The organism is Rhodococcus koreensis, assembly GCF_017068375.1.
Lineage (GTDB): Bacteria > Actinomycetota > Actinomycetes > Mycobacteriales > Mycobacteriaceae > Rhodococcus_F > Rhodococcus_F koreensis.
This window is the reverse complement of record NZ_CP070609.1, coordinates 6521643-6541933: the sequence shown is the minus strand read 5'-3', so window position 1 is coordinate 6541933 and position 20291 is coordinate 6521643. Positions and strand designations below refer to the sequence as shown.

General features: G+C 66.5%; 8 protein-coding genes. 3 read left to right on the top strand and 5 right to left on the bottom strand.

Translation table 11 applies throughout. From position 1 onward, the window contains the following. Nucleotides 1-5 precede the first annotated feature (5 nt). Nucleotides 6-10823 carry an amino acid adenylation domain-containing protein gene (locus JWS14_RS29730; protein ID WP_206015023.1) on the bottom strand — a complete coding sequence of 3606 codons (10818 nt, stop codon included), beginning with the start codon at nt 10821-10823 and terminating at the stop codon, nt 6-8. A 406-nt stretch (nt 10824-11229) separates the two neighbouring features. On the opposite strand from JWS14_RS29730, the gene JWS14_RS29725 reads away from it, so the two are divergent. The 3 genes from JWS14_RS29725 to JWS14_RS29715 are packed head-to-tail and all read left to right on the top strand — an operon-like array spanning nt 11230 to nt 15183. After that, nucleotides 11230-13062 (top strand): DUF4012 domain-containing protein, encoded by a 1833-nt coding sequence (locus JWS14_RS29725; RefSeq protein ID WP_095861347.1) that lies wholly within the window; start codon nt 11230-11232, stop codon nt 13060-13062. A gap of 49 nt (nt 13063-13111) precedes the next feature. Next, on the top strand, nt 13112-14077 hold the full coding sequence (locus JWS14_RS29720; protein ID WP_095861348.1) for a glycosyltransferase family 2 protein: 966 nt from the start codon (nt 13112-13114) through the stop codon (nt 14075-14077). Next, nucleotides 14074-15183 (top strand): polysaccharide pyruvyl transferase family protein, encoded by a 1110-nt coding sequence (locus JWS14_RS29715; protein ID WP_095861349.1) that lies wholly within the window; start codon nt 14074-14076, stop codon nt 15181-15183. Before JWS14_RS29720 ends, JWS14_RS29715 begins: the two co-directional genes overlap by 4 nt. Here JWS14_RS29715 and JWS14_RS29710 read toward each other — a convergent pair. The 4 genes from JWS14_RS29710 to JWS14_RS29695 form a co-directional block, all read right to left on the bottom strand. Continuing rightward, entirely contained in the window at nt 15174-16475 is a 1302-nt protein-coding gene (locus tag JWS14_RS29710; RefSeq protein WP_095861350.1) for a lipopolysaccharide biosynthesis protein, read from the bottom strand. The genes JWS14_RS29715 and JWS14_RS29710 overlap by 10 nt on opposite strands. Beyond that, nucleotides 16469-17680 (bottom strand): Coenzyme F420 hydrogenase/dehydrogenase, beta subunit C-terminal domain, encoded by a 1212-nt coding sequence (locus tag JWS14_RS29705; protein ID WP_206015022.1) that lies wholly within the window; start codon nt 17678-17680, stop codon nt 16469-16471. The genes JWS14_RS29710 and JWS14_RS29705 overlap by 7 nt, the downstream gene beginning before the upstream one ends. A 3-nt stretch (nt 17681-17683) precedes the next feature. After that, nucleotides 17684-18922: an O-antigen ligase family protein gene (locus JWS14_RS29700; RefSeq protein WP_241031503.1), complete on the bottom strand. Its 1239-nt coding sequence runs from the start codon at nt 18920-18922 to the stop codon at nt 17684-17686. 213 nt (nt 18923-19135) lie between these two features. After that, the gene (locus tag JWS14_RS29695; protein ID WP_072937502.1) at nt 19136-20242 is read right to left on the bottom strand and encodes a DUF1972 domain-containing protein; all 1107 of its coding nucleotides are present in this window, start codon (nt 20240-20242) and stop codon (nt 19136-19138) included. Nucleotides 20243-20291 lie beyond the last annotated feature (49 nt).

Below are 20291 nucleotides of genomic sequence, written 5' to 3'. Positions count from 1 at the left end.
TCGAGCTATCTGCGCCTCAACGCCGATCCGACCACCCGCAGCACGCGAGGTGACGTCATGTGCCAGTGCGCGCTGTCGACGGTGCGGTTCCGGACGGAGCCCGTCACATGGGGCGCCCAACTCGTCGCCGCCGCCGATCCCGTCGGATCGTCGCGACCCGCGGTGAAGAACGCGACGTCGCCGCGAAAGACCCCGGGGGTGTGGTGGTCCAGCAACGCGCACGTGTGCGCCGCACTCTCGATGAGCACCTCGATCTGGTCACGGCCGAGAACGGCCATGGGCCCACCCGCCGCGGTGGCCAGCAGGTCTACCGCGGATTCGGGTGCCATCTCCGCGACGGCCGCCGGCACGTCGCCCTCGACACCGATTCCCGCAAGCAGGTCGCTCACGCTCAGCGGCATCTCGGTGTCCCTCGAGTCCGGTTGCTGCGCGTAACTGTCGAGCATCACGACGGTCGCCACTTCCTCACCCGCAGCCTGCAGTTGCACCGCGACGGCATGCGCGAGGACGCCGCCGAGCGACCAGCCCAGCAGGTCGTACGGACCGTCGGTCTGGATCCGGCGGATCTCCTGCACGTACCTCGCGGCGAGGCCGTCGATCGACGTCGGCGGCGTGTCCTCGCCCGCGATCGCCGGTGACTGCAGGCCGTAGATCGGCCGATCGGGATCGATCCGGGACGTCAGACCGGTGTAGCACCAGGCGAGTCCCACGATCGGGTGGATGCAGAACAGTGGGCGCCCCTCCCCCGCAGTCCTGATGGGGAACACCACGTCGAGCGCCCCGTCCCGTTCCGGGTCGGCCGTGCTCATGCGGGCGGCGATCGAACTCGGCGTCGGATCCGTCATCACCGTCTGCAGCGACACTGCAACACCCGTGGACGCCTCGAGGGCACGCACCACCCGCACCGCGGTCAGGGAGTTTCCGCCCAGCTCGAAGAAATTGTCGTCGGCACCCACCCTTTCGACGCCCAGCAGCTCACCGAAGACGGTGGCCACCGCGATCTCGGTGTCCGTGCTCGGGGCGCGGAAAGCGCGCGGTTCGAAGCGTGGTTTCGGGAGCGCACGCCGGTCGAGTTTGCCGGCCGACGCCAACGGCAGCTTGTCCAGAATCATGATCTGCGACGGCACCATGTACGACGGGAGCCGCTCTCGCGCAGAGGCCGTCACGTCGTGAGTATCGATCTGCCGGCCCTGCTCGGCGACGACGTAACCGACGAGGTGGTCACCGCCCCGTTCGTCGGAGACCAGTGCCACGGCTGCCCGGGACACACCCGCGGCCGCCTCCAGCACCGCCTCGACCTCCCGCAGTTCGATTCGCAGTCCACGCAGCTTGACCTGGAGATCGGTGCGGCCCAGATACACCAGCTGACCCTCTCGGGCCCATTTCACACGATCACCGGTGCGGTAGAGGCGGGTTCCCTGCCGCCCGAAGGGGTCGGCCACGAAGCGTTCCGCGGTGAGCGCGCTCCGCTCCACATAGCCGCGGGCGAGTTGGTCGCCACCGAGGTAGAGCTCACCGGCAACCCCCACCGGGACCGGACGAAGCCGCGCGTCCAGCACGTACGCCTGGGTGTTCCGCACCGGCGCACCGATCGGCACCCGCGCCTCCACGGATTCGCGCAGCTCGAACGCGGTCGTGGTGATCGCCAACTCGGTGGGACCATACGTATTGTGGAATGCGCCCCGCCGCAGAGCGATCACGTCCTCCGCCAGCTCGGCCGGCATCTCCTCGCCGCCCACGTACAGGTGCCGCAGTGAGGACAGTGTCTCCCCCTCGCCCGTCGCGAGAAACGCGGCCAGCACCGACGGCACGAAATGCATCATCGTGATCCGGTGTTCGCGGATCACGGCGGCCAGATAGTCGAGTTCACGATGCCCGCCGGGGCGCGTCACCACCAGCCGGGCACCCACGACCAGGGGCAGGAAGACCTCCCACACGGACACGTCGAAGGTGTACGGCGCCTTGAGAATTCCGCGATCGTTCGCGGTGACCCCGTACTCCTCGGTCAGCCAGCGCAGCTGATTCACGATCGCTGCGTGGCTGACCGTCACACCCTTGGGTCGGCCCGTGGATCCCGACGTGAACAGAACGTAGGCCGTGTTCCGCGGCCGCAGCGGGCGCACCCGGTCGGCATCGCGGATCGGGTGCGCATCGAACCCGGACAGATCGACGGTGTCGACGTCGACGTGCGCGACGCCGGGCGGCAGGCAGCCGCGGGTCCACGAGGTGGTGAGCACCAGTTCGGGTGCCGCGGAGTCCAGCACGTCCGCGATGCGCTCGGCCGGGTGTTCGGGGTCGATCGGCACATAGCCGCCGCCGGCGCGGAGGACGGCACACATTCCGACGATCATCTCCGTCGACCGTTCGAACACGAGCGCCACGAGGGAGTCCGGGCCCGTTCCCCGCTCCACGAGCATTCTCGCGAGGCGGTTGGCCCGTGCGTCGAGTTCGCCGTACGTCAGCACTTCGCCCTCGAACGCGACGGCGACCGCACCCGGGGTTCGGATCACCTGGGCATCGAGGAGATCCACCAGAGTCGCCGTGTCCGACGCCACGTCCGTCGCATTCCACGCCCCCAGCATCCGGGCCGTCTCGTCGCCCGTCAGCAGCGACACGTCGCAGACCTGTTGCCCCGGTTGCGTTGCGAACGCCTCGACGACGCGGATCACACTCCGCGCGAACCGTTCCGCCGTCTCGGAGTCGAACAGTTCGGTGGAGTACGTGAGGCTCCCGGCGATGCCGGCAGGGGCACCGTTCGCGTCGTAGTTGTCCGAGAGCGAGAAGTCGAGGTCGAACTTGGTGACGTGCGCGTCGATCTCGAGCGGCGCGAGGGTCAGACCCGGCAGTTCCAGTACCGCCGGCGCCTGATTCTGGAACGCGAGCATGACCTGAAAGAGGGACGAATATGATTGGGAACGAACCGGGTTCAGAATCTCGACCAGACGCTCGAACGGCACGTCCGCGTGCGCCATCGCGTCCAGATCGGTCTGACGAACCTGTTCCAGCACGTCGAGGAGGGAGGCGCCGGGATCGATCTCCGTCCGCAGCACCAGCGTGTTGACGAACATGCCGACCACGTCGTCGAGCACCCGCTCACCGCGGCCCGCGACCGGTGTGCCGATCACGATGTCCGAGGTTCCCGTCACCCGTGCCAGCAACACCGACAGAGCGGCGTGTACCACCATGAACAGTGTCGTATTGTGCTGCTGCGCAATCTCACCGAGACGGCGATGGGTGTCGGCGTCGATGGCCACCGGCGCGGCGGCACCCCGATGGGTACGCACCGCCGGGCGTGGGCGATCGGTCGGCAGTTCGAGGAATTCGGGGATCCCCGCGAGCGTGCGCGTCCAGTAGTCGAACTGGGTCGCCGCCAGAGAGTCCGGGTCGTGTTCGGCGCCCAGCACCTCCCGCTGCCACAGCGCGAAGTCGGCGTACTGAACCTCGAGCGGCGCCCACCCGGGGCTTTCCCCCCGCGTCCGCGCCAGATACGCCGTCGCCACGTCCCGGCCCAGCGGTGCCATCGAGACGCCGTCCGCACTGATGTGGTGCACCACGACGACCACGATCAGTTCGTGTTCGCTGACCTGCAGAAGTCGCGCTCGGATCGGGACCGAGGCCGAGACGTCGAATCCCCGGGCGAGGACGGAAAGCACGTGAGCGTCCACGACGTCCGCCGTGACGGTCATCGGGGAGAGGTCCAGTTCGACGCGTTCTGCGGGCAACACGACCTGCACCGGTTCGCCGTCGTGTTCCGGGAACACGGTCCGCAGCGCTTCGTGCCGTTCCAGCACGTCGCGCAGCGCCTGCTGCAGGGCGGGCACGTTCAGGTCTCCGGTCACCCGAACGGCCAGCGGGATGTTGTACGCCGGGGACGCCGGGTCGAAGCGGCTCAGGAACCACATCCGCTGCTGCGCAGGCGACAGGGGAACATGTTCGGGACGGGGCCGCTGCGACAGGACCGGACGGTTGCCCGTGCCGAGCAGCGTAGACACCTGCTCGGCCAGCGCTTCCACCGTCGGTGCCTCGAACAGCATCCGGACCGGCACGTGCGCGTTCAACGCCTCACCCAACCGTGCGGCCGCCTGCGTCGCGATCAGCGAGTTGCCGCCCAGCGCGAAGAATTCGTCGTCCAGCCCGACCTGCTCCACGGCGAGAACCTCGGCGAACACGGCGACGACGGTCTCCTGCACCGCCGACTCGGGTGCCCGGAAGACCCGCGACTCGAGTACCGGCGCCGGCAGCGCCTTCACGTCGATCTTGCCCGAGGGGTTCAGGGGAAACGCGTCGAGCACCACGATCGCGGACGGCACCAGGTACGACGGCAACACGTCTTCGAGTCTCTTGCGCAACAACTCCACATCGAGGGAACCGCGGGGCACGACGTACGACACCAATGCGTCGGCTCCTGCCGCGTTGGGCCGTGCCACCGTGATCGCACCGTCGACTTCGGCGACCCGGCTGATCACCGCGTCGACCTCCCCCGGTTCGATGCGGACACCACGAATCTTCACCTGGCGGTCCACTCGCGCGATGAACTGCAGATTGCCGTCGGCGCGACGATGCACCAGGTCGCCGGTGCGGTACATGCGGACACCGCCTGCCGCCGCGACGAAACGCACCGCGGACCGCCCGGGGTCGCCGACGTACCCGCGCGCCAGCCCGGAACCGGACAGATACAGTTCGCCGATCGCACCGACGGGAACCGGGCGTAGCCGGTCGTCGAGGACTTGGCCGGTGGTGCCGGAAATCGGCCCGCCGATGGTCACGTGGCCGTCGACCGCGGCAAGGGTGGCCACGACGGTCGACTCCGTCGGCCCGTAGGCGTTGAGCATCCGCCGGCCGTCGCTCCACGCCGCGGCGAGATCCGGATGCAGCGCCTCGCCGCCGACCGCGACGACTTCGATGTGCTCGAGCCCGTCCACACTCAGCGACGACAGCACCGCCGGCGTCGACAGGTAATGGCTCACCCGGTGTTTCACAAGTACCCGCTGCAGATCCGGTCCCGCATACACCTCGGCGGGGGCGACCACCAGGCAGGCACCGGAACCGAACGCGAGCAGCGCCTCCAGGAGCGCGGCGTCGAACGTGGGGTTGTAGGCGTGGAGCACCCGCGAGTCCGGCGCGACCCGGTACCGGCGCATCGCTTCCCCGGTCAGCGAGGACACCCCGCGGTGCGGCACCATCACGCCCTTGGGCGTCCCGGTGGAGCCCGACGTGTAGATGACGTACGCCACCTCGTCCGGATGCACCGGAACATGCACCGGCGGAACCCCGTTCAGATAGTCGCCCGCCGTGACCGGCAGCCACGTGATCCGGGAACCGCCCACCGACATCGCCCCGACCCCGATGCACACGTCGGCCTCGGTCAGCACCCGTTCCAGACGTTCCGCCGGATGCGTCGGATCCACCGGGACGAAGGCGGCACCGGTCTTGGTGATGGCCCACAGTGCGATCATGAAGTCCACCGATCGCGGCAGGGCGAGCGCGATCACGCGGCCCGGGCGCGCACCCGCGTCGATCAGGACGCGCGCGAGCGAATCGGAGCGTGCGTCGAGGTCACGGTAGGTGAGGGTCACGGTGCCGTCGGAGAGCGCCTGCGCGTCCGGGAAGTCGCGGGCGGTGCCGGTGAGAATGTCGGACAGCGTTCTCGGTGCCGACGGTTCGCCGCCGTCGAGGACTGCGCCGGCAGCGAGGCCGATGCTGCCCACTTCGATCCCGGGACGGTCGGTGCCCGCGGCCAGGACATCCACGAACAACTCGGCCAGCGACCGGACGGTGGCGGCGTCGAACAGCGACGGCGTGTAGGTGACCACACCGTCCACTCCGGCGGGATCGTGATCCGACCAGCGCTCCGAGTACGTGAACGCCAGATCGAACGGCGTCGGAACGGTGCCGTTCTCGGACGTCGGCGTGAGCGCGAGCGACACCTGCGGACGCTCGCCACCGAGCAGGTCGGCGAGTGCCTCGAACGGCACGTCCGCGTGCTGGAACGCCGCAACGTCGAAGCTCCGGACCTGCTCGAGGACCTCGAGAAACGACATGGCGGGGGTGACGCGGGTCCGCAACGCCACCGTGTTCGCCCGGTCTCCCGTCAGCCCCGCCTCGCCGCCGATCACGATGTCCCGGTGAACACCGATGCGGGCGAGAAGGATTGCGAGAGTGGCCCGCAGCACCGTGAACAGCGTCACGCCCTGTTCGCGCGCCAGCCGTGCGGCGGCCTCGTGGCGATCGGAGTCGATCGAGAACTCGTGCACGCAGTCCGACGGAGACGCAATTCCCCCGACCATCCGGTCCGTGGGCACCGGCGACGACGAACCGACGCCGCGCAGCGCCCGCTGCCACCGTGCGAGGCTGCTGTCGCCGGACGAGCGGGGCAGCCGCTCCAGTCGTCCGTCGACGTACCGCCCCCGGTCCCCGGTGCGGTACATCCGCACTCCCCCGGCGTCCCCCGTACCCGTCGGCACGAACGGGTCGGCCACGAACCGTCCGGCGGTACTCGGGGGCCGACGGTGAAATCCCCGGGCCACCTGCTGGCCTCCCACATACAGTTCCCCGACCGTCCCGGGCGGGACGGGTCGCAACGCCCTGTCCAGCACGTAGACGCGGGACCCGGCGTCGAGGTAGGTGGGTTGCGCGGGCCCGCGCTCTCCGCAGCGGGGCCCCACCGTTCCACCCTCGACGAGTGGCGCCCACAGGTCGGCGACGACGCCGTCGCCGTCGTTGCCCGACCGCACCCGCGCCAGGACATTCGCGTGGGTCACCGCGACCGGTTCCGAGCCCACGGGGCAGAGCACGTAGGCGACCCGGCCCGGGTGGATCGGTCCCGGTTCCGATGCCGTGACGTCGAGTGCGCCGTCTTCGCCGAACTCGACGTCGTCCAGCAGGACGGTCGGGTACCCGCCGTGCGGAATCGCGTCGGCGTCGGCACAACTGATCAGCAACAAGGTGGGCACCACGTCGGCCAGCAGGTACCGAATGCGTTCGGTCGGGTGGTCGGGGCTCAGGGGCAGGCAGGTCGCGCCCGACCGCAGCACGGCAATGTGGGCGACCACGCTGTCGACCGGATTCGACAGTCCGACAGCGACGATGCTCGAATCTCCGATCCCGGAGCCGTTCAGTGCCCGCGCCAGAACGGCGGACCGGCGGTCGACCTCGGCATAGGAGACCGCCTTCCCACCGCACGTGACGGCGACGGCGTCCGGGCTGTCGGTAACGCGCCGGCGGAAGACCTCGGACAGCGACGCGACGTCGTGCGCAGAATCCTGCGTTCCCCCGACGGCCAGGGCCCGCTCTTCCGGTGTCAGCAGGTCGATCGCGCTGAGCGCGACGCCAGGGTTCTCGGCGACCACCACGAGGAGTCGGTGTAGCCGCCGGGCCCACTGCTCCACCGTCCGCCGCTCGAAACGGTGCGCCGCGTAGCGCAACACCCCCTCGAACCGGTCGCCGTCGAGTCGGCCACGCAGCGTCACCACCAGATCCAGGCCGTCGAACTCCCGTTCCGGCTCCGCGTCCACCGACAGCATCACCTGGACGAGCGGGTGACGACCGGCCGAAAGATCTTGCCCGGCAACGTCGACCACGTGCGTGAACGGCACGTCGCCGTGCGCTCGGGCGGCCTGCTCGACGCGGTGCGACTCCAGCAGGAACTCTTCGAACGTCAATTGCGGATCGAGTCTGCTGCGCAGCACCAGCGGCTCGCAGTCGTCGCCGCCGGTGTGGCCGTCCGGGAGGACCGCTCCGATGGCGAGGTCGTCCGCACCGCTCACGACGGACAGCAACACCGCGACAACGGCGTGGACGATCGTGAACGGTGAGACCGCCTGTTCGGCCGCCAGTTCGTGCACCCGCCGGCACAGGGCGGGCTCCACGGCGAACGGAACCCGGCCGCTGAACGCCCCGGCATCGTTTGAGACTTCACGGGCTTCCGGCAGCGACAACGGCGGCAGACACTCGAGCTGCCTTTTCCAGTAACGCAACTCGCGGTCGTACGGCGCCGGAACAGGCAACGCGGATCGATCGACCTTGCCGCTCGGCGTGAGCGGCACGGCATCGAGGACGGTGACCGTCGACGGCACCATGTACGCCGGCAGTCGCTCGGCCACCCCGGCGAGCACGTCGTCGGGGTCCAGGCCGGTGCCGTGAACATAGCCGTCCACTGCCAACTCGCCGTTCCGGTCGTGGGCCACCGCGATCGCCGTGTCGACTCCCGGATGCCGGCCGAGAACCGCAGTGATCTCGCCCAATTCGACCCGGAATCCGCGGATCTTCACCTGATCGTCGGCACGATCGACGAATTCCAGCTCGTGGTTCTTCGACCACCGCACGAGATCGCCGGTCCGATACATGCGCTGCAGGTCGGTCGTGAACGGGTTCGCGACGAAACGTGTCGCGCTCGCACCCGGCCGCTCCAGGTATCCGCGACCCACCCCGGGACCGGACAGATACAGCTCGCCCACCACCCCTGCCGGCACGGGCTGCAGGAAGCGGTCCAGCACGACTGCCGACACTCCCTCGATCGGTCGCCCGATCGTGGGACGGGAACCGGGGACCAGCGGCTCGGTGGCCGTTGCCCACACGGTGACCTCCGTCGGCCCGTACAGGTTCAGGACCGTGCGGTCGACGCCCCACCGCGCCGCGAGTTCCGGCGGGCAGACCTCACCTGCTACGGCGAGTACCTCGAGGTCGGGCAGTCCGGCCGGGTCCATCTGTGCCGGGATGGCCGGTGTCGTGGTCCAGTGGGTGATTCGCTCACGGCGCAGCAGGTCGGCCATGGTCTTTCCTCCGCGCACCGGCGGCGGCGCGATCACCAACGTGGCGCCCGCGGTAGCCGCGACCAGCAGTTCGTGTATCGAGGCGTCGTAGGAGGGCGACGCGCACATCAGCACCCGCGACCGGGAATCCGCCGCGTAGAGACGCCGCAATGCGGCTGCGTGATTCGCAAGTCCTCGGTGCGGCATCGTGATTCCGCGCGGTGCCCCCACCGAGCCGGACGTGTAGATGACGTAGGCGGCGTTGTCCAGCCTGACGGGATGCGCCAATTCCGCATCGGCGACCGGTGTGCCGTCCCCCGGGGCGTCGGCGACGTCAACCCAGCGGACACCCGTGGGCACCACCCCCGGATCGACGGCGACGGCGATGGTGACGCCGGATTCGGCGATCATGTGCGCGATGCGTTCGGCGGGATAGTCCGGGTCCACCGGGACGAACGCCGCACCACACCGCGCGACGGCCCACACCGCCACCACCTGTTCGATCGAGCGCGGCAGCATCAACGCAACGCGGTTGCCGACGCCGACCCCTTGTGCGAGCAGTCTGCGGGCGAGCCGATTCGATCGCTCGTGCAGAGCGCGGTAGGTCATCTCGACGTCGCGGCAGCGGACCGCGACCGTGTCGGAATCCACTGTCAGGTCCAGCAAGTCCGGAAGAGTGAGCGGGTCCGCCGACGCAGGACCGTCGAGAGGGATCAGCGCGTCGAGTTCGTCCCGGACGAGCAGCGGCAGGCTACCCACGGCCGCGTCGGCGTCCGCGCCCACGAATCCACCCAGATAGTCCAGAAATCTCGCGTGGTGGCCCGCGAGTTCTTCTCGCTCGTACACAGCGGGGTTGCCCTCGAAGTCCACGCGGACGTTCTGCCCGGCCGCACCGGGATAGATCGCCACCGCGAGGTCGTCGACCGGACCGGCCGTGAGAACGTTCAATTCGCCGAGTACGTCACCCCACCACGTCTCGGTGTGAAACATCATGATGTTGACCATCGGCCCGAAGCCGCGGCCGACGCGCGACGTCGACCGCATGTCGTGGAGTATGTCTTCGTAGCGGAAACGCTGGTGCCGCAGCGCACCGGTGAGTTCCAGTTGGACACGACGCACCAGGTCGTGTGTGGTCCCGCGTGGATCCACCTCGATCCGGAGTGGAACGATGTTGGCCACGCTGCCACCCGAACGGCGCGCGCCCGCGGTGGTGCGGGCCGACACCGGAAGACTCAGCACGACATCCGAATTGCCCGTCATCCGCGCGAGGAATGCCGCGAACGCCGCGACCACGATCGGCACCTCGAACGAATTCCACTCCTGCGCCAGCGCTTTCAGCTCGTCGACGACGACCGGGTCCATCACCTCGCTGGCGAGCAACGACACCGCCGACGGGGCGCTGTCCCGGTCGGTCAATCGGGACGGCTCGGGCAGGTCCTTCGTTCGTTCGGACCAGTACTCGCGGTCGATCTCGAAGCGGCGGGACCGCGGGTACGCATCCTCGGATTCGTACAGTTCCCGCAGCGGCACGGCCTTCGACGCGGGAGCCTCCGTGCGATCCACCGCATGCGTGTACAGCTCGGCCACCCGGTTCATCAGCACCATGGCGCCGTAGCCGTCGAGGATCAGATGGTGCGCGAACGTGGTGAGGAAGTAGTGGTCGCCGCCGACGTGCAGCAGGGTCGCGGAGATCAGGCGATCCCGGTACACCGACATGGGCCTGCGGCGGCGCTCGTCCATCCACCGGTGTGCCTGGGCCACCGGATCTTCGTGGGACCGCAAGTCGATGTACGCGAGTTCGTCATCGATCGTCTCGTCCGCCAACTGATACGGCTCACCCGCGTGGTCGACGAGCCGCACACCGGGTGACTCGATGTCGAACGAGCCTTGCTCGGACGCCCATTTCAACGCGCCGACGTCCACCGGCCCACGGAGCTCGACGTACTGCGCGACGAGTATGGGAACGGACGGGTCCAACTGCTGCGCGAACCACAACCCCTTTTGGGCATGCGAGAGCGGGAAGGCACGCGAATCGAGTTCACCTGCAGCCTTACGCGGGAACCCCGAGCCCACTATCCGTCCCCCCGATCTACCACTTGCCGAACGGCCCGAACGCGGGCCGTATACGTATAGGTGTTGCAGCGGAAATCGTTACAGTGACCCTACTCGCAGTCCCAGCACGTTCGCAGCGCTCACGTAGCGGTTACCGGCAGCATTCCCGCGCGTACTCGCAATACTGCATCCAACCACCTCCGAACAGGAACGTGAAAGCACATACCCTTACTCTTCTATCGGAACAGACACGGACAGAGGAGAATACGGCGTGCCGCAGGTCCACGAACTTCGCCGGAAACGGGACGGCGGCAGCGGAAACTGCCGTCATGACACGATCAGCGGCCGTCGTGGGCGGCCCTTCCGCGACCGACAGTTCAGCTACGCGACCAGAAACCTCATCCTCGATAGCTAGGAGCAGACCCGAATGGACGCGAAGTCGCCCAACAACTCCCACAGCGACGGTCCGACACCCGCTGAGGCACCGACGGAACCGCGCCGCTCGACCGTTCGACGGCGGGTACTGATCGGTGTGGGCGTCGCCGCCGTCGCTGTCGTCGCATGGTTCGGGTTCTCGGCCTCGCAGGTCCAGCACAACCTCACCGGCGCGAGGGACAACGCGCAGCTCGCCAAGAATTCACTGCTCGACGGCAACACCGAGGGTGCCCAGCGGGCGGCGGCCGAAGCCCGGGAACGGGCCGCAGACGCCCGGGACAATCTGCATTCGGCCCCCTGGAGTTCCCTCGCAGCCGTCCCCGGGCTCGGAGCACCGTTCGAATCGGCGCAGCAGATGTCCGACGTCGTGGTCGGGCTCACGCGTGACGTCCTCACCCCCGCGGTCGACATCGGCGTCGCGTTGTCACCCCGGGATCTGGTCGGCGAGGGCGGCAACGTGCAACTGCAACCGCTGCGCGACGCCGCCCCGACGTTGCAGGAAACGTCGATCGCAGCACGGAACCTGGCCACCCAGGCGCAGGGCATTCGCGGCGCAGGGTACGTCGGCCTGGTGGACGACGCGCGAACCGAACTGCAGAATCAGACCGACGACGTGGCGAAACTCCTGGAGAACACGACGATCGGCGCCAAGGTACTTCCGGCGATGCTCGGCCTCGACGGACCTCGGAGCTACTTCCTCGCCTTTCAGACCAACGCCGAGGCACGCGGCACCGGCGGACTCGTCGGCGGCTACAGCGTCATCCGGGCCAGCGACGGAAAACTGGGCATCGAGAAGCTCGGCAAGAACTCCGAAGTGACCTACGACAAGCGCCCGCTCGATCTCGGCCCCGACTACGAGAGCATGTACGGCAACTACAACCCCTCGGTCGACATCCGCAACAGCAATCTGAGCTCCCACTTTCCGTACGCCGGCCAGATCTGGCAGTCCATGTGGGCGCAGGAGTCGGGCGAACAAGTGGACGGGGCGATCGCGACCGACCCGGTGGCGCTGAGCTACGTACTGGCCGCCGTCGGCCCGGTCACCCTGCCCGACGGCGAGGTCGTCGACGCAAGCAACGTCGTCGAACTCACCGAATCCACCGCCTACACCCGGTTCATCACCAACGAGGCCAACTACACCGAAGACAACGCCGAACGCAAGGAATACCTGCAGACCATCGCCGGCAAGGTCGTCGAGAAGATGACCGGCAAGATCGAGTCACCTCAGCGACTGCTGGACGCGGTCGGTCGAGCCGCCGGGGAGCGCCGCATCGCCGTGTGGAGTTCCCACCCGGAAGAGCAGGCAATTCTCGCCGGCACCACGCTGGGATACACGGTGCCCGAAGACCCCGCCCCGTACGCCGGCGTCGTGATCAACAACAACGGCGGCAACAAGCTGGACTACTACCTCGACCGCGAGATCGACTACTCCGCCGCCGACTGCACGGGCGACACCCGCACGTCCGCAGTCACCGTGCGTCTGACCAACAACACCCCGGACACCAATTTTCCGCGCATCGTCGCAGGCACGTTCAAGGACAAGCCCCTGCCGTACGGCACCAACCTCGCCATGGTCTCGCTACTGTCGACCAACGGCGCGACCCTGACGAAAGCAAGCATCGACGGCAAGCAGTCGTTCGCCATTCAGGGAAATGAACTGGGCCACCCGGTCTTCACGGTGCCCGTCACCATCCCGAAGGGCGCAACCGTCGAACTGCGATACGAACTGAACGAGCCCACCGCACCGGGTGAGGCGCGGGTGCCGATCCAGCCGCTCGTCGATGATCCGAAAGTGACCGTCAATGCACCAGCGTGCGGCGGATGACCCTTCCGCTCGTGTCATGCACCAGCCGCGCACCGATCGAAGGAAAGCAATGAGCGAGCCGCAGGTTTCCGTGGTGATAGTGACCTACAACAGCGAGGCCGTCATCAGCGATTGCGTTCGCCCACTGTCCGGACAGGACGGAATCGAACTCATCGTGCTGGACAACGCATCCACGGATCGCACGCTGACAGTTCTCGCCGAGGAAGCGCCGGACGCCGTCGTAATTCGGAGCGAGGAGAACGTGGGGTTCGCCCGGGGAGTCAACCGTGCGGCACGCGATGCGCGGGGACGAGCGATACTGCTGCTCAATCCCGATGCACGCATCTCCCCTCGGGACGTACTCGCGCTGGCGGCCATCTTCGACGAGTCGCCAGAGGCCGGGATCGTCGCACCCACGCTCATTCAACCGGCCGGACGCCTCCGGATCCGCGAAGGCGGAAAGAGACCCAACGTGGTCAGCGTGTTCAACCACTTCTCGGGCCTGTCGCGACTGTCGCACAGACATCATCGTTTCGAAGGTCTGTATCTCCTCCATACTCACGATTTCGCAACTCGAGAGCTGGATTGGGTGTCCGGAGCGTGCATGATGGTCCGCAAGCAGACATGGGACGAATTGGGCGGACTCACCGAGAGATGGTTCATGTATGCGGAGGACCTGGAGTTCTGTCTTCGCACACGGCAACACGGCATGCGGATCATCATGAGTGCCGAGCAGTCGGGAACCCACGTCGTCGGAGGTAGTACAGGCCCCACTGCATCGACAAGGCCGAATCCTGCATGGGTGATCAATCTCTACGATCTGTACAAGTGGAAGATGGCGCGGAATCGTGTACAGAGTGTGGCGTGGAAGGCTTCCGTCGCTGCGGGCTTACTGTCGAGATCGGCGGCGTTCTACGTGAAATCGCTCGGCGCACCGGAACGATCGGTGCTGTGGCGGTCCGAGTCGCACAAGTTCCTCTGGTACACCCGTTCACTTCTCGCGCAATCCAGCAGAATCGATGAGGCCGCGACATGACCCCTCCGAATCCGCGAATCCTCGTGCTCTGGGCCGATCGGGATTCGACGAATCTCGGCCTTCGCGCCCTGGCGGAAGGAACGGAGTCGATAGTCGAACGGAGGTGGCCGAACGCCGAATTGACGTTCCATACTCAGGACAGCGACGATACCCCGCTCAGCAAGCGGAGCGTGCTCCGGGACATCTTCCGCTCACGCGGACCGATCAAGCGGGAACTCTCCCGATACGACGCGATTCTGGATACCGGCGCCGGCGACAGCTTCACGGACATCTACGGGCTTCGACGCCTCATCTTGATGGCTTATGTGCAGCGCGTCGCCGCACGGTTGCGAGTGCCGACCATTCTCATGCCCCAGACGATCGGCCCCTTCGACAGCAGGCTCGGGCGGATGATCGCGACAAGATCCCTCCAACGGGCCACCCGCGTGTTCGCCCGCGATCCGGTCAGTCTCGAGTACGCGAAACAGCTGGGACGGCAGTCGACGTCCGAGTCGACGGACCTGGTGTTCGCGCTGCCGCGTGCAGATCACACCGGCGGTGTCGAGCGAGACGTGGTGATCAACGTCTCCGGGCTTCTCTGGCACGAAAACCCGCACGTCGACTGCGAAAGCTATCGTCGATCCGTCACAGCGCTGATCGATGGACTGCTCCAACGCGATCGCAGAGTCAGCCTCCTGGCACACGTCCTCGATTCGACCGTGACAGACAACGATGTACCGGCAGTCCGAGAACTCGGCAGGCACTTCGGAGACTCGGTCGAGATCCTCGTTCCGGACTCCCTGACATCGGTTCGCGGCATTCTCGCCACGGCCGACGTGGTCGTCGGTGCGCGCATGCACGCGTGCCTCAACTCGCTGTCCGTGGGTACGCCGGCAATTCCCTGGGCGTACTCGCGCAAGTTCGCACCGCTGATGGATGCGCTGGGGTGGAACCTGCACGTCGATCTGAGAACGACTGCGGATCCCGCTCGCGACACCCTCACGCTCATCGACTCGACGGACTTCACCGTGGCACGCACCCGGGTGCTGCAACTCCTTGTCGGGACCGATTCGAGGATGGACGAACTCGGCGCCACCCTCGGTGACACAGTCATCCGTCAGACATGATCGATGTGGCCCTTCGTCACGACGGTGAAGGCTTGACGGAGGTCACCGGCGTCAAACAGCAACGACGTGGCAGTCAGTCGGAGAGCACGCACGCTCGCGACGGTCGTCAACAGCCAACCCGCAACAGACGCCAGCGCCGCCCCCGCGCCGCCCAGAGCAGGTCCCAGAACGAACATCGATGCGACACTCAGGCCCAGCCCGACAAGCTGCGCGGCGGTCATGAGGACACCTTTGCCCTGCGCCACAAGCATCTGGGATGCAACGTAGTTCACGGCGAGAAAGACTGATCCACACAGACAGATCAGAGTGATCGATACCGAACCCCGGAAGCCCTCACCGAAGATGAGTGGAATGAGCACGGGCGTCGCGCATGCCAACACTGCGACAGGCACGACAGCGGTCAGGGCGGTGATGCGAATCGACAACGCCGACAGGCGCATGTTCGCCTCCCCTGCCGAGGCAGCGGCATCCCGGAACATTACGGACGCAATCGTGTGCCCCAGGGTCATCGGCAAGCTCGCAACTGTTATGGCGATGGCAAACAATCCCGCATCGTGAGCCCCGATCGCGACCACCGCGATGATCTGAGGAAGCGTATTCGCCGCCGTCTCTGCGGCTTGGCTCCCGGAGAAGGCAATGCTTTCCCGCGCCAGTGGACGCAGGCGGGACCTCGGTCCACGCGGCGATATACGCGTGAGGTACACCCCCATGAGGGTGGACAGAAGTGTGCTCGCAGCCGCACAAACGAGTACCCACGGCAGGGTCAGGCTTCCGAGAATCCATCCGAGGGCGACGCCGAATGTGAGCGCAACTGGTTGCGTCGATTGCAGGAGCGCGATAGCGCCGTACCGCCGGCCTCCGATCAACACACTCTGAAAGCACAGTGTTGCGATGAATCCAACGGAACAACCCATCCCGAGGATGAACGCCCTGGCACTGTCGGGATCGAGCTCAGTGACGACATACCGCTCGAGCAGGAAGCCGACCGCCACTGCCACGGGTACCAGGAACGGCAGAACCACGTATACGGCACGCAGCGTCGCTTCCGGAGCGCCTGTCGACGCACGCCGACGCACGGCAAGCGGCAACCCCATCCCCAGAACGACCGGCGCGAGAATCATGGCGGCGAAGCAGGCCGAATAGAGTCCCCGCCCTGCGGGTCCCAACTCTCGCGCGATCACCGGAGCAGTGATCAGCGGGGCAAGCTGGACGATCAGCCGTGTCACCGCGATGATGCTCGGCGACTGGACTACCGCCGAGATCTTCGTCCGCGCATCGCTACCAGCTACCATCGCCGGGCCCGTCGAAACGTTCCGGCCGTGGCACGCAGGGTTCTGACCGGTGATCGCAACGACAGCCGCCACAGGCGGAAGCCGCGATACCGGGGCGTCGGGTGTCCCGCCAGCCTGCTTCCCGCCAGACGTCCCAGCAAGGTGGCGCGCCGAACCACCTGGAACGGTTGCACAGCCGCAACATCGTCCGGGTCGACGGCGCGGACCGAGATCACGCCGTCCTGAGCGGCGCGCCGGATGACCTCCTCTCCTCGCCTTGTCCTCGCGATCAGAACGCTGAGCCCATCCTGATCGGTGAAGTCGGGGTAGCCCTTGGCGTCCGCTCGCCAGAAGTCACCGGCAGAGATATCCGCGCTTTCGCCGACGCCGTCCGGACACAGCTTGCAACGCTGCTGGACCGCCGGCCCGAGATGCTTCCCCCACGAGTCGTCATAGGTCGTCCGAACCGAGTTGCCGCGTACATCCTCCGCGTAGAAGTCGCCTGGCCAGCCATGCCCCCGATAACGCACCGCTGCCAACTCGGCGTCCTCGTCCACGCCGAGCCCGCGGATCAGGGAGTCGGTCGCGTGCTGACTGGGTACACCCGCGCAGAAGAAGGAAAGCAGCAGCGGAGGCTGTTGATCGCGGGACTTCGCAAGCGCTCTCAGAGCAGCTATCTCGCAGGGCTTCCCGACGACGGCGGACCCTGGATTGTCGATGTCGGCCACCGCCGCATTCGCGGTGGGTGCATACCGGGAACCGGCGGCCCGGACGACATCCGATCTCGTCCGAACCGCGCTCGATTCGGTCCTCTCGGGACCCGACTCCGAGGCGGCAGCGACAACGACACTGTCGATCTGCCCGGTGGCGAGCAACCATTCGTTGAGAGCCGTGAGGGTGCCGCCACTGCTTCCCGTGAATCGGATGTCCTCGTCGAGGGCGTAAGCCTCCCAGATCGACACGATCGGGCCCAGGAAATCGTGACGGGTGGCACCTACTGGGCGCTGTGCCGTCACGGAAATACCGGGACACGACCTGCGGAACTCCACCAAGGCCGTCGGGTCGGTTTCCGAAGACTCGGACGAGCTCACCCGGGGACGGATGAATCCGTCGTCTGCGAGTGCCAGGGCAACGTCCTTGTCGAGCAGCGCACATGCCCCACAACCGGAACAGTTTCCGCGTTGCACGACCTCCGCGATCTCGACGTGCAGGAGGTTCCGGTGCATGAGTCAGAGGCCCTTCATCGCAGGGGATGCTGCCGCGGAGCTGTCGTCGTGCCCGCATGCCGCGGAATCCCCGGCGACGTTCGTCACCTCGTCCTCGCCCGTCAGCGGGCGGATCAGCGACGCCATGATGATCCAGGTGACGCTGAACCAGAACATACTGGTCATCGTTGCCGCCGCGGCAAACGTCACCACCACCGCGTAGGCAATCGGTCTTCTCTGCCACGGCACGTGGCGCAACACCGTGACGACGAGCCCCACCAACAACAGCAAACCGACGATGCCCACGTCGTAGAGTATTTGCACTGGAAGCATGATGATGTGCCCGGAGACTCCGGGCGAGCCCGGCTGGTCGTGACGCAGACTGAATGTGTTGGTGCCGTTGCCGAGCCAAAGGTGCACTCCGTGCATGTCTTCGGCGGCAGCCTTCGCTACCTCGATCCTGAAACCTATGTTTCCGCCCTGAAAGTCGATGTCACCCAACTTCCCCGACGGCTCGAGTGCATCCGCAGTGGAGGACGGCGCCGTCGCTGCAGGTTCCGCCCGCCCGACACCCTCACCGAAGGAGGGAAGGAAGGTTGCGGCGCCGTAGCCGACAGCAATCCCCACGATCACGAGCACCGGGCCGAACCACAGCCCTGTGCGTGGCTCATCGTTCTGATACGAACGCACCACTTCGTACACGAGATAGACGATCAGACCTACCACCAGGCAGAAGACGGCCGTGCGCGTCTGTGAACCGATCACTCCCAGGGGCACCGCGACGGCAGCGGCGAGCATCCAGATTCGGTTGCGCCCCTTTCGCGCCACGAGGAGAAGAGTCCACAGCACCAGGATCGCCGCATAGATGTTGGCTTCCTGCGACGTCATGCGCGCGACGTAGAGCTGGTACATCCCGTCGAAATCCGTACCGGGTGTGAAGCCGCCATGCGACACGTTGGCGACGATGAACGCGGCGAAGCCTGCCAGTCCCCATGGAACGACCCAACGTATGCCGGTGTTCTCGGCCCATATCGCGCGCGTGCCGAGCGAGACGAGTCCCGCGAGCAGCAGGAGATCGATGACCAGCCAGACAAGGATCGATGCACTCTTCCCGAGGCTCGGCGAGAACATCAGCGTGGCGAAGACATTCCACGCGATGAACGCACCGAAGACGAGCACCACCGGATGCGTCAGGGCGCGGAAGAGGTCGGCCCTGGACCGTGCCCACGCAGTCAGCCACCCGACAAGGAACAGCGGGACCACCTGCTCGACGCGGACGTTGTAACCGGCTATCGCCACACCGTAATGGCCGAAGAAGGAGGAGACGACGACAGCGACCACCAGCGCGAGGGTCACCAACTCGTGCCTGTCGCGCTCGTGGACGAGAGTGCGCCAACCGGCGACACGTCGAGGTTCAGTGGACTGCGCAATCATCAATCAAGGTCCTTGGAGATTTGTCGAACAACTCAAAGAGGATCAGCCGATCGCCGCGAGGAGAGACTCTTCGTAACGTTGGCAGACATCTTCCCAGGTGTAGTAGTCGTACGCCCGTTGAAGTGCTCGATCTCGCATCACCTGCTGGCCCGCCGAATCGGCGATGACGTCCTTCACCGTGGTGACGATCTCCGAGGGTTCCGCCGCGACAAATCTTCCTGCGTCACCGAGTACCTCGCGGTTGTACACGGTGTCCCGGGCCACGATGGGTGCCTGGCACGCCATGGCCTGAACCAACGCCGGGTTCGTTCCACCCACACTGTGACCGTGAAAATAGGCTCCGGCGTTCTGCCATAGTGAGAACAGTTTTCGGTCGTCGCTGACGTGGCCCATCCACGTGATCCGTTCGTTTCGATGGGCCAGGGCGCGCACCTGCTCATCCAACTCGCCGCCGTACCCCGATGACCCGACGATGACGACGTCGCGATCGCGACTCAGGACCTCCGCGGCCTCGAAGAACTCGACCACGGTGTTCTCCGGCACGAACCGTGCCACCATCAGTACGTACTTCTTCGGAGTGAGTCCCTCGACGGGAGGAAGCGGAGCAACGAAGTCGCCTCCGTACGGGATGAAATCGCCCTCACGGTGGAAGTCGTTTTCCCACCGACGCTTGATTTCCAGGGAATCGACCACCAAGCGCGTCGCGTAACGCGCCGTGAGGGAGGCGCCCGTGCGAAACACCTTCTTGGCGCCCTTACCCCACTTTGCGCGCTCCCATTCGATCCCGTCCACGTTGACGACAGTGGGAATTCCCCGAGACTTCAGCGCAGGTAGCCAGAACCCGTTCGCCACGTTCAGGACAAGGGCAACGTCGGGCTTCTTCACCGCCGCGTCCAGGCATGACGTCAGCCCGTAGGACAGCGTGCTGAGAGAGCGCGATTCGAACCCGATCGTGTTACGGACAACGACTCTCCGGTCGCGGGCCGGGTCGGTAGGGACCGTGGCGCCCGGGCGTGAATAGACGGTGACGTCCCACCCTTTCTCGGCAAGGCACGGGGCGAGACGCCGGATCAGGGTTTCGAAGCCCCCGTAGTAACTCGGATAGCCCCTCGTACCGATGATTGCAACCGAACGGCGCACTGACGTCATTGAACTCCTGCTCTTCGTGTCGAAACCACACTGTTCACAAACAAGCGGT

What these genes read in the sequence shown, in the direction of transcription:
- JWS14_RS29715 (WP_095861349.1), top strand. Translation starts at nt 14,074, where the DNA reads ATGACCCCTCCGAATCCGCGAATCCTCGTGCTCTGGGCCGATCGGGAT.
- JWS14_RS29725 (WP_095861347.1), top strand. Translation starts at nt 11,230, where the DNA reads ATGGACGCGAAGTCGCCCAACAACTCCCACAGCGACGGTCCGACACCC.
- JWS14_RS29720 (WP_095861348.1), top strand. Translation starts at nt 13,112, where the DNA reads ATGAGCGAGCCGCAGGTTTCCGTGGTGATAGTGACCTACAACAGCGAG.
- JWS14_RS29705 (WP_206015022.1), bottom strand. Translation starts at nt 17,680, where the DNA reads ATGCACCGGAACCTCCTGCACGTCGAGATCGCGGAGGTCGTGCAACGC.
- JWS14_RS29695 (WP_072937502.1), bottom strand. Translation starts at nt 20,242, where the DNA reads ATGACGTCAGTGCGCCGTTCGGTTGCAATCATCGGTACGAGGGGCTAT.
- JWS14_RS29710 (WP_095861350.1), bottom strand. Translation starts at nt 16,475, where the DNA reads ATGGTAGCTGGTAGCGATGCGCGGACGAAGATCTCGGCGGTAGTCCAG.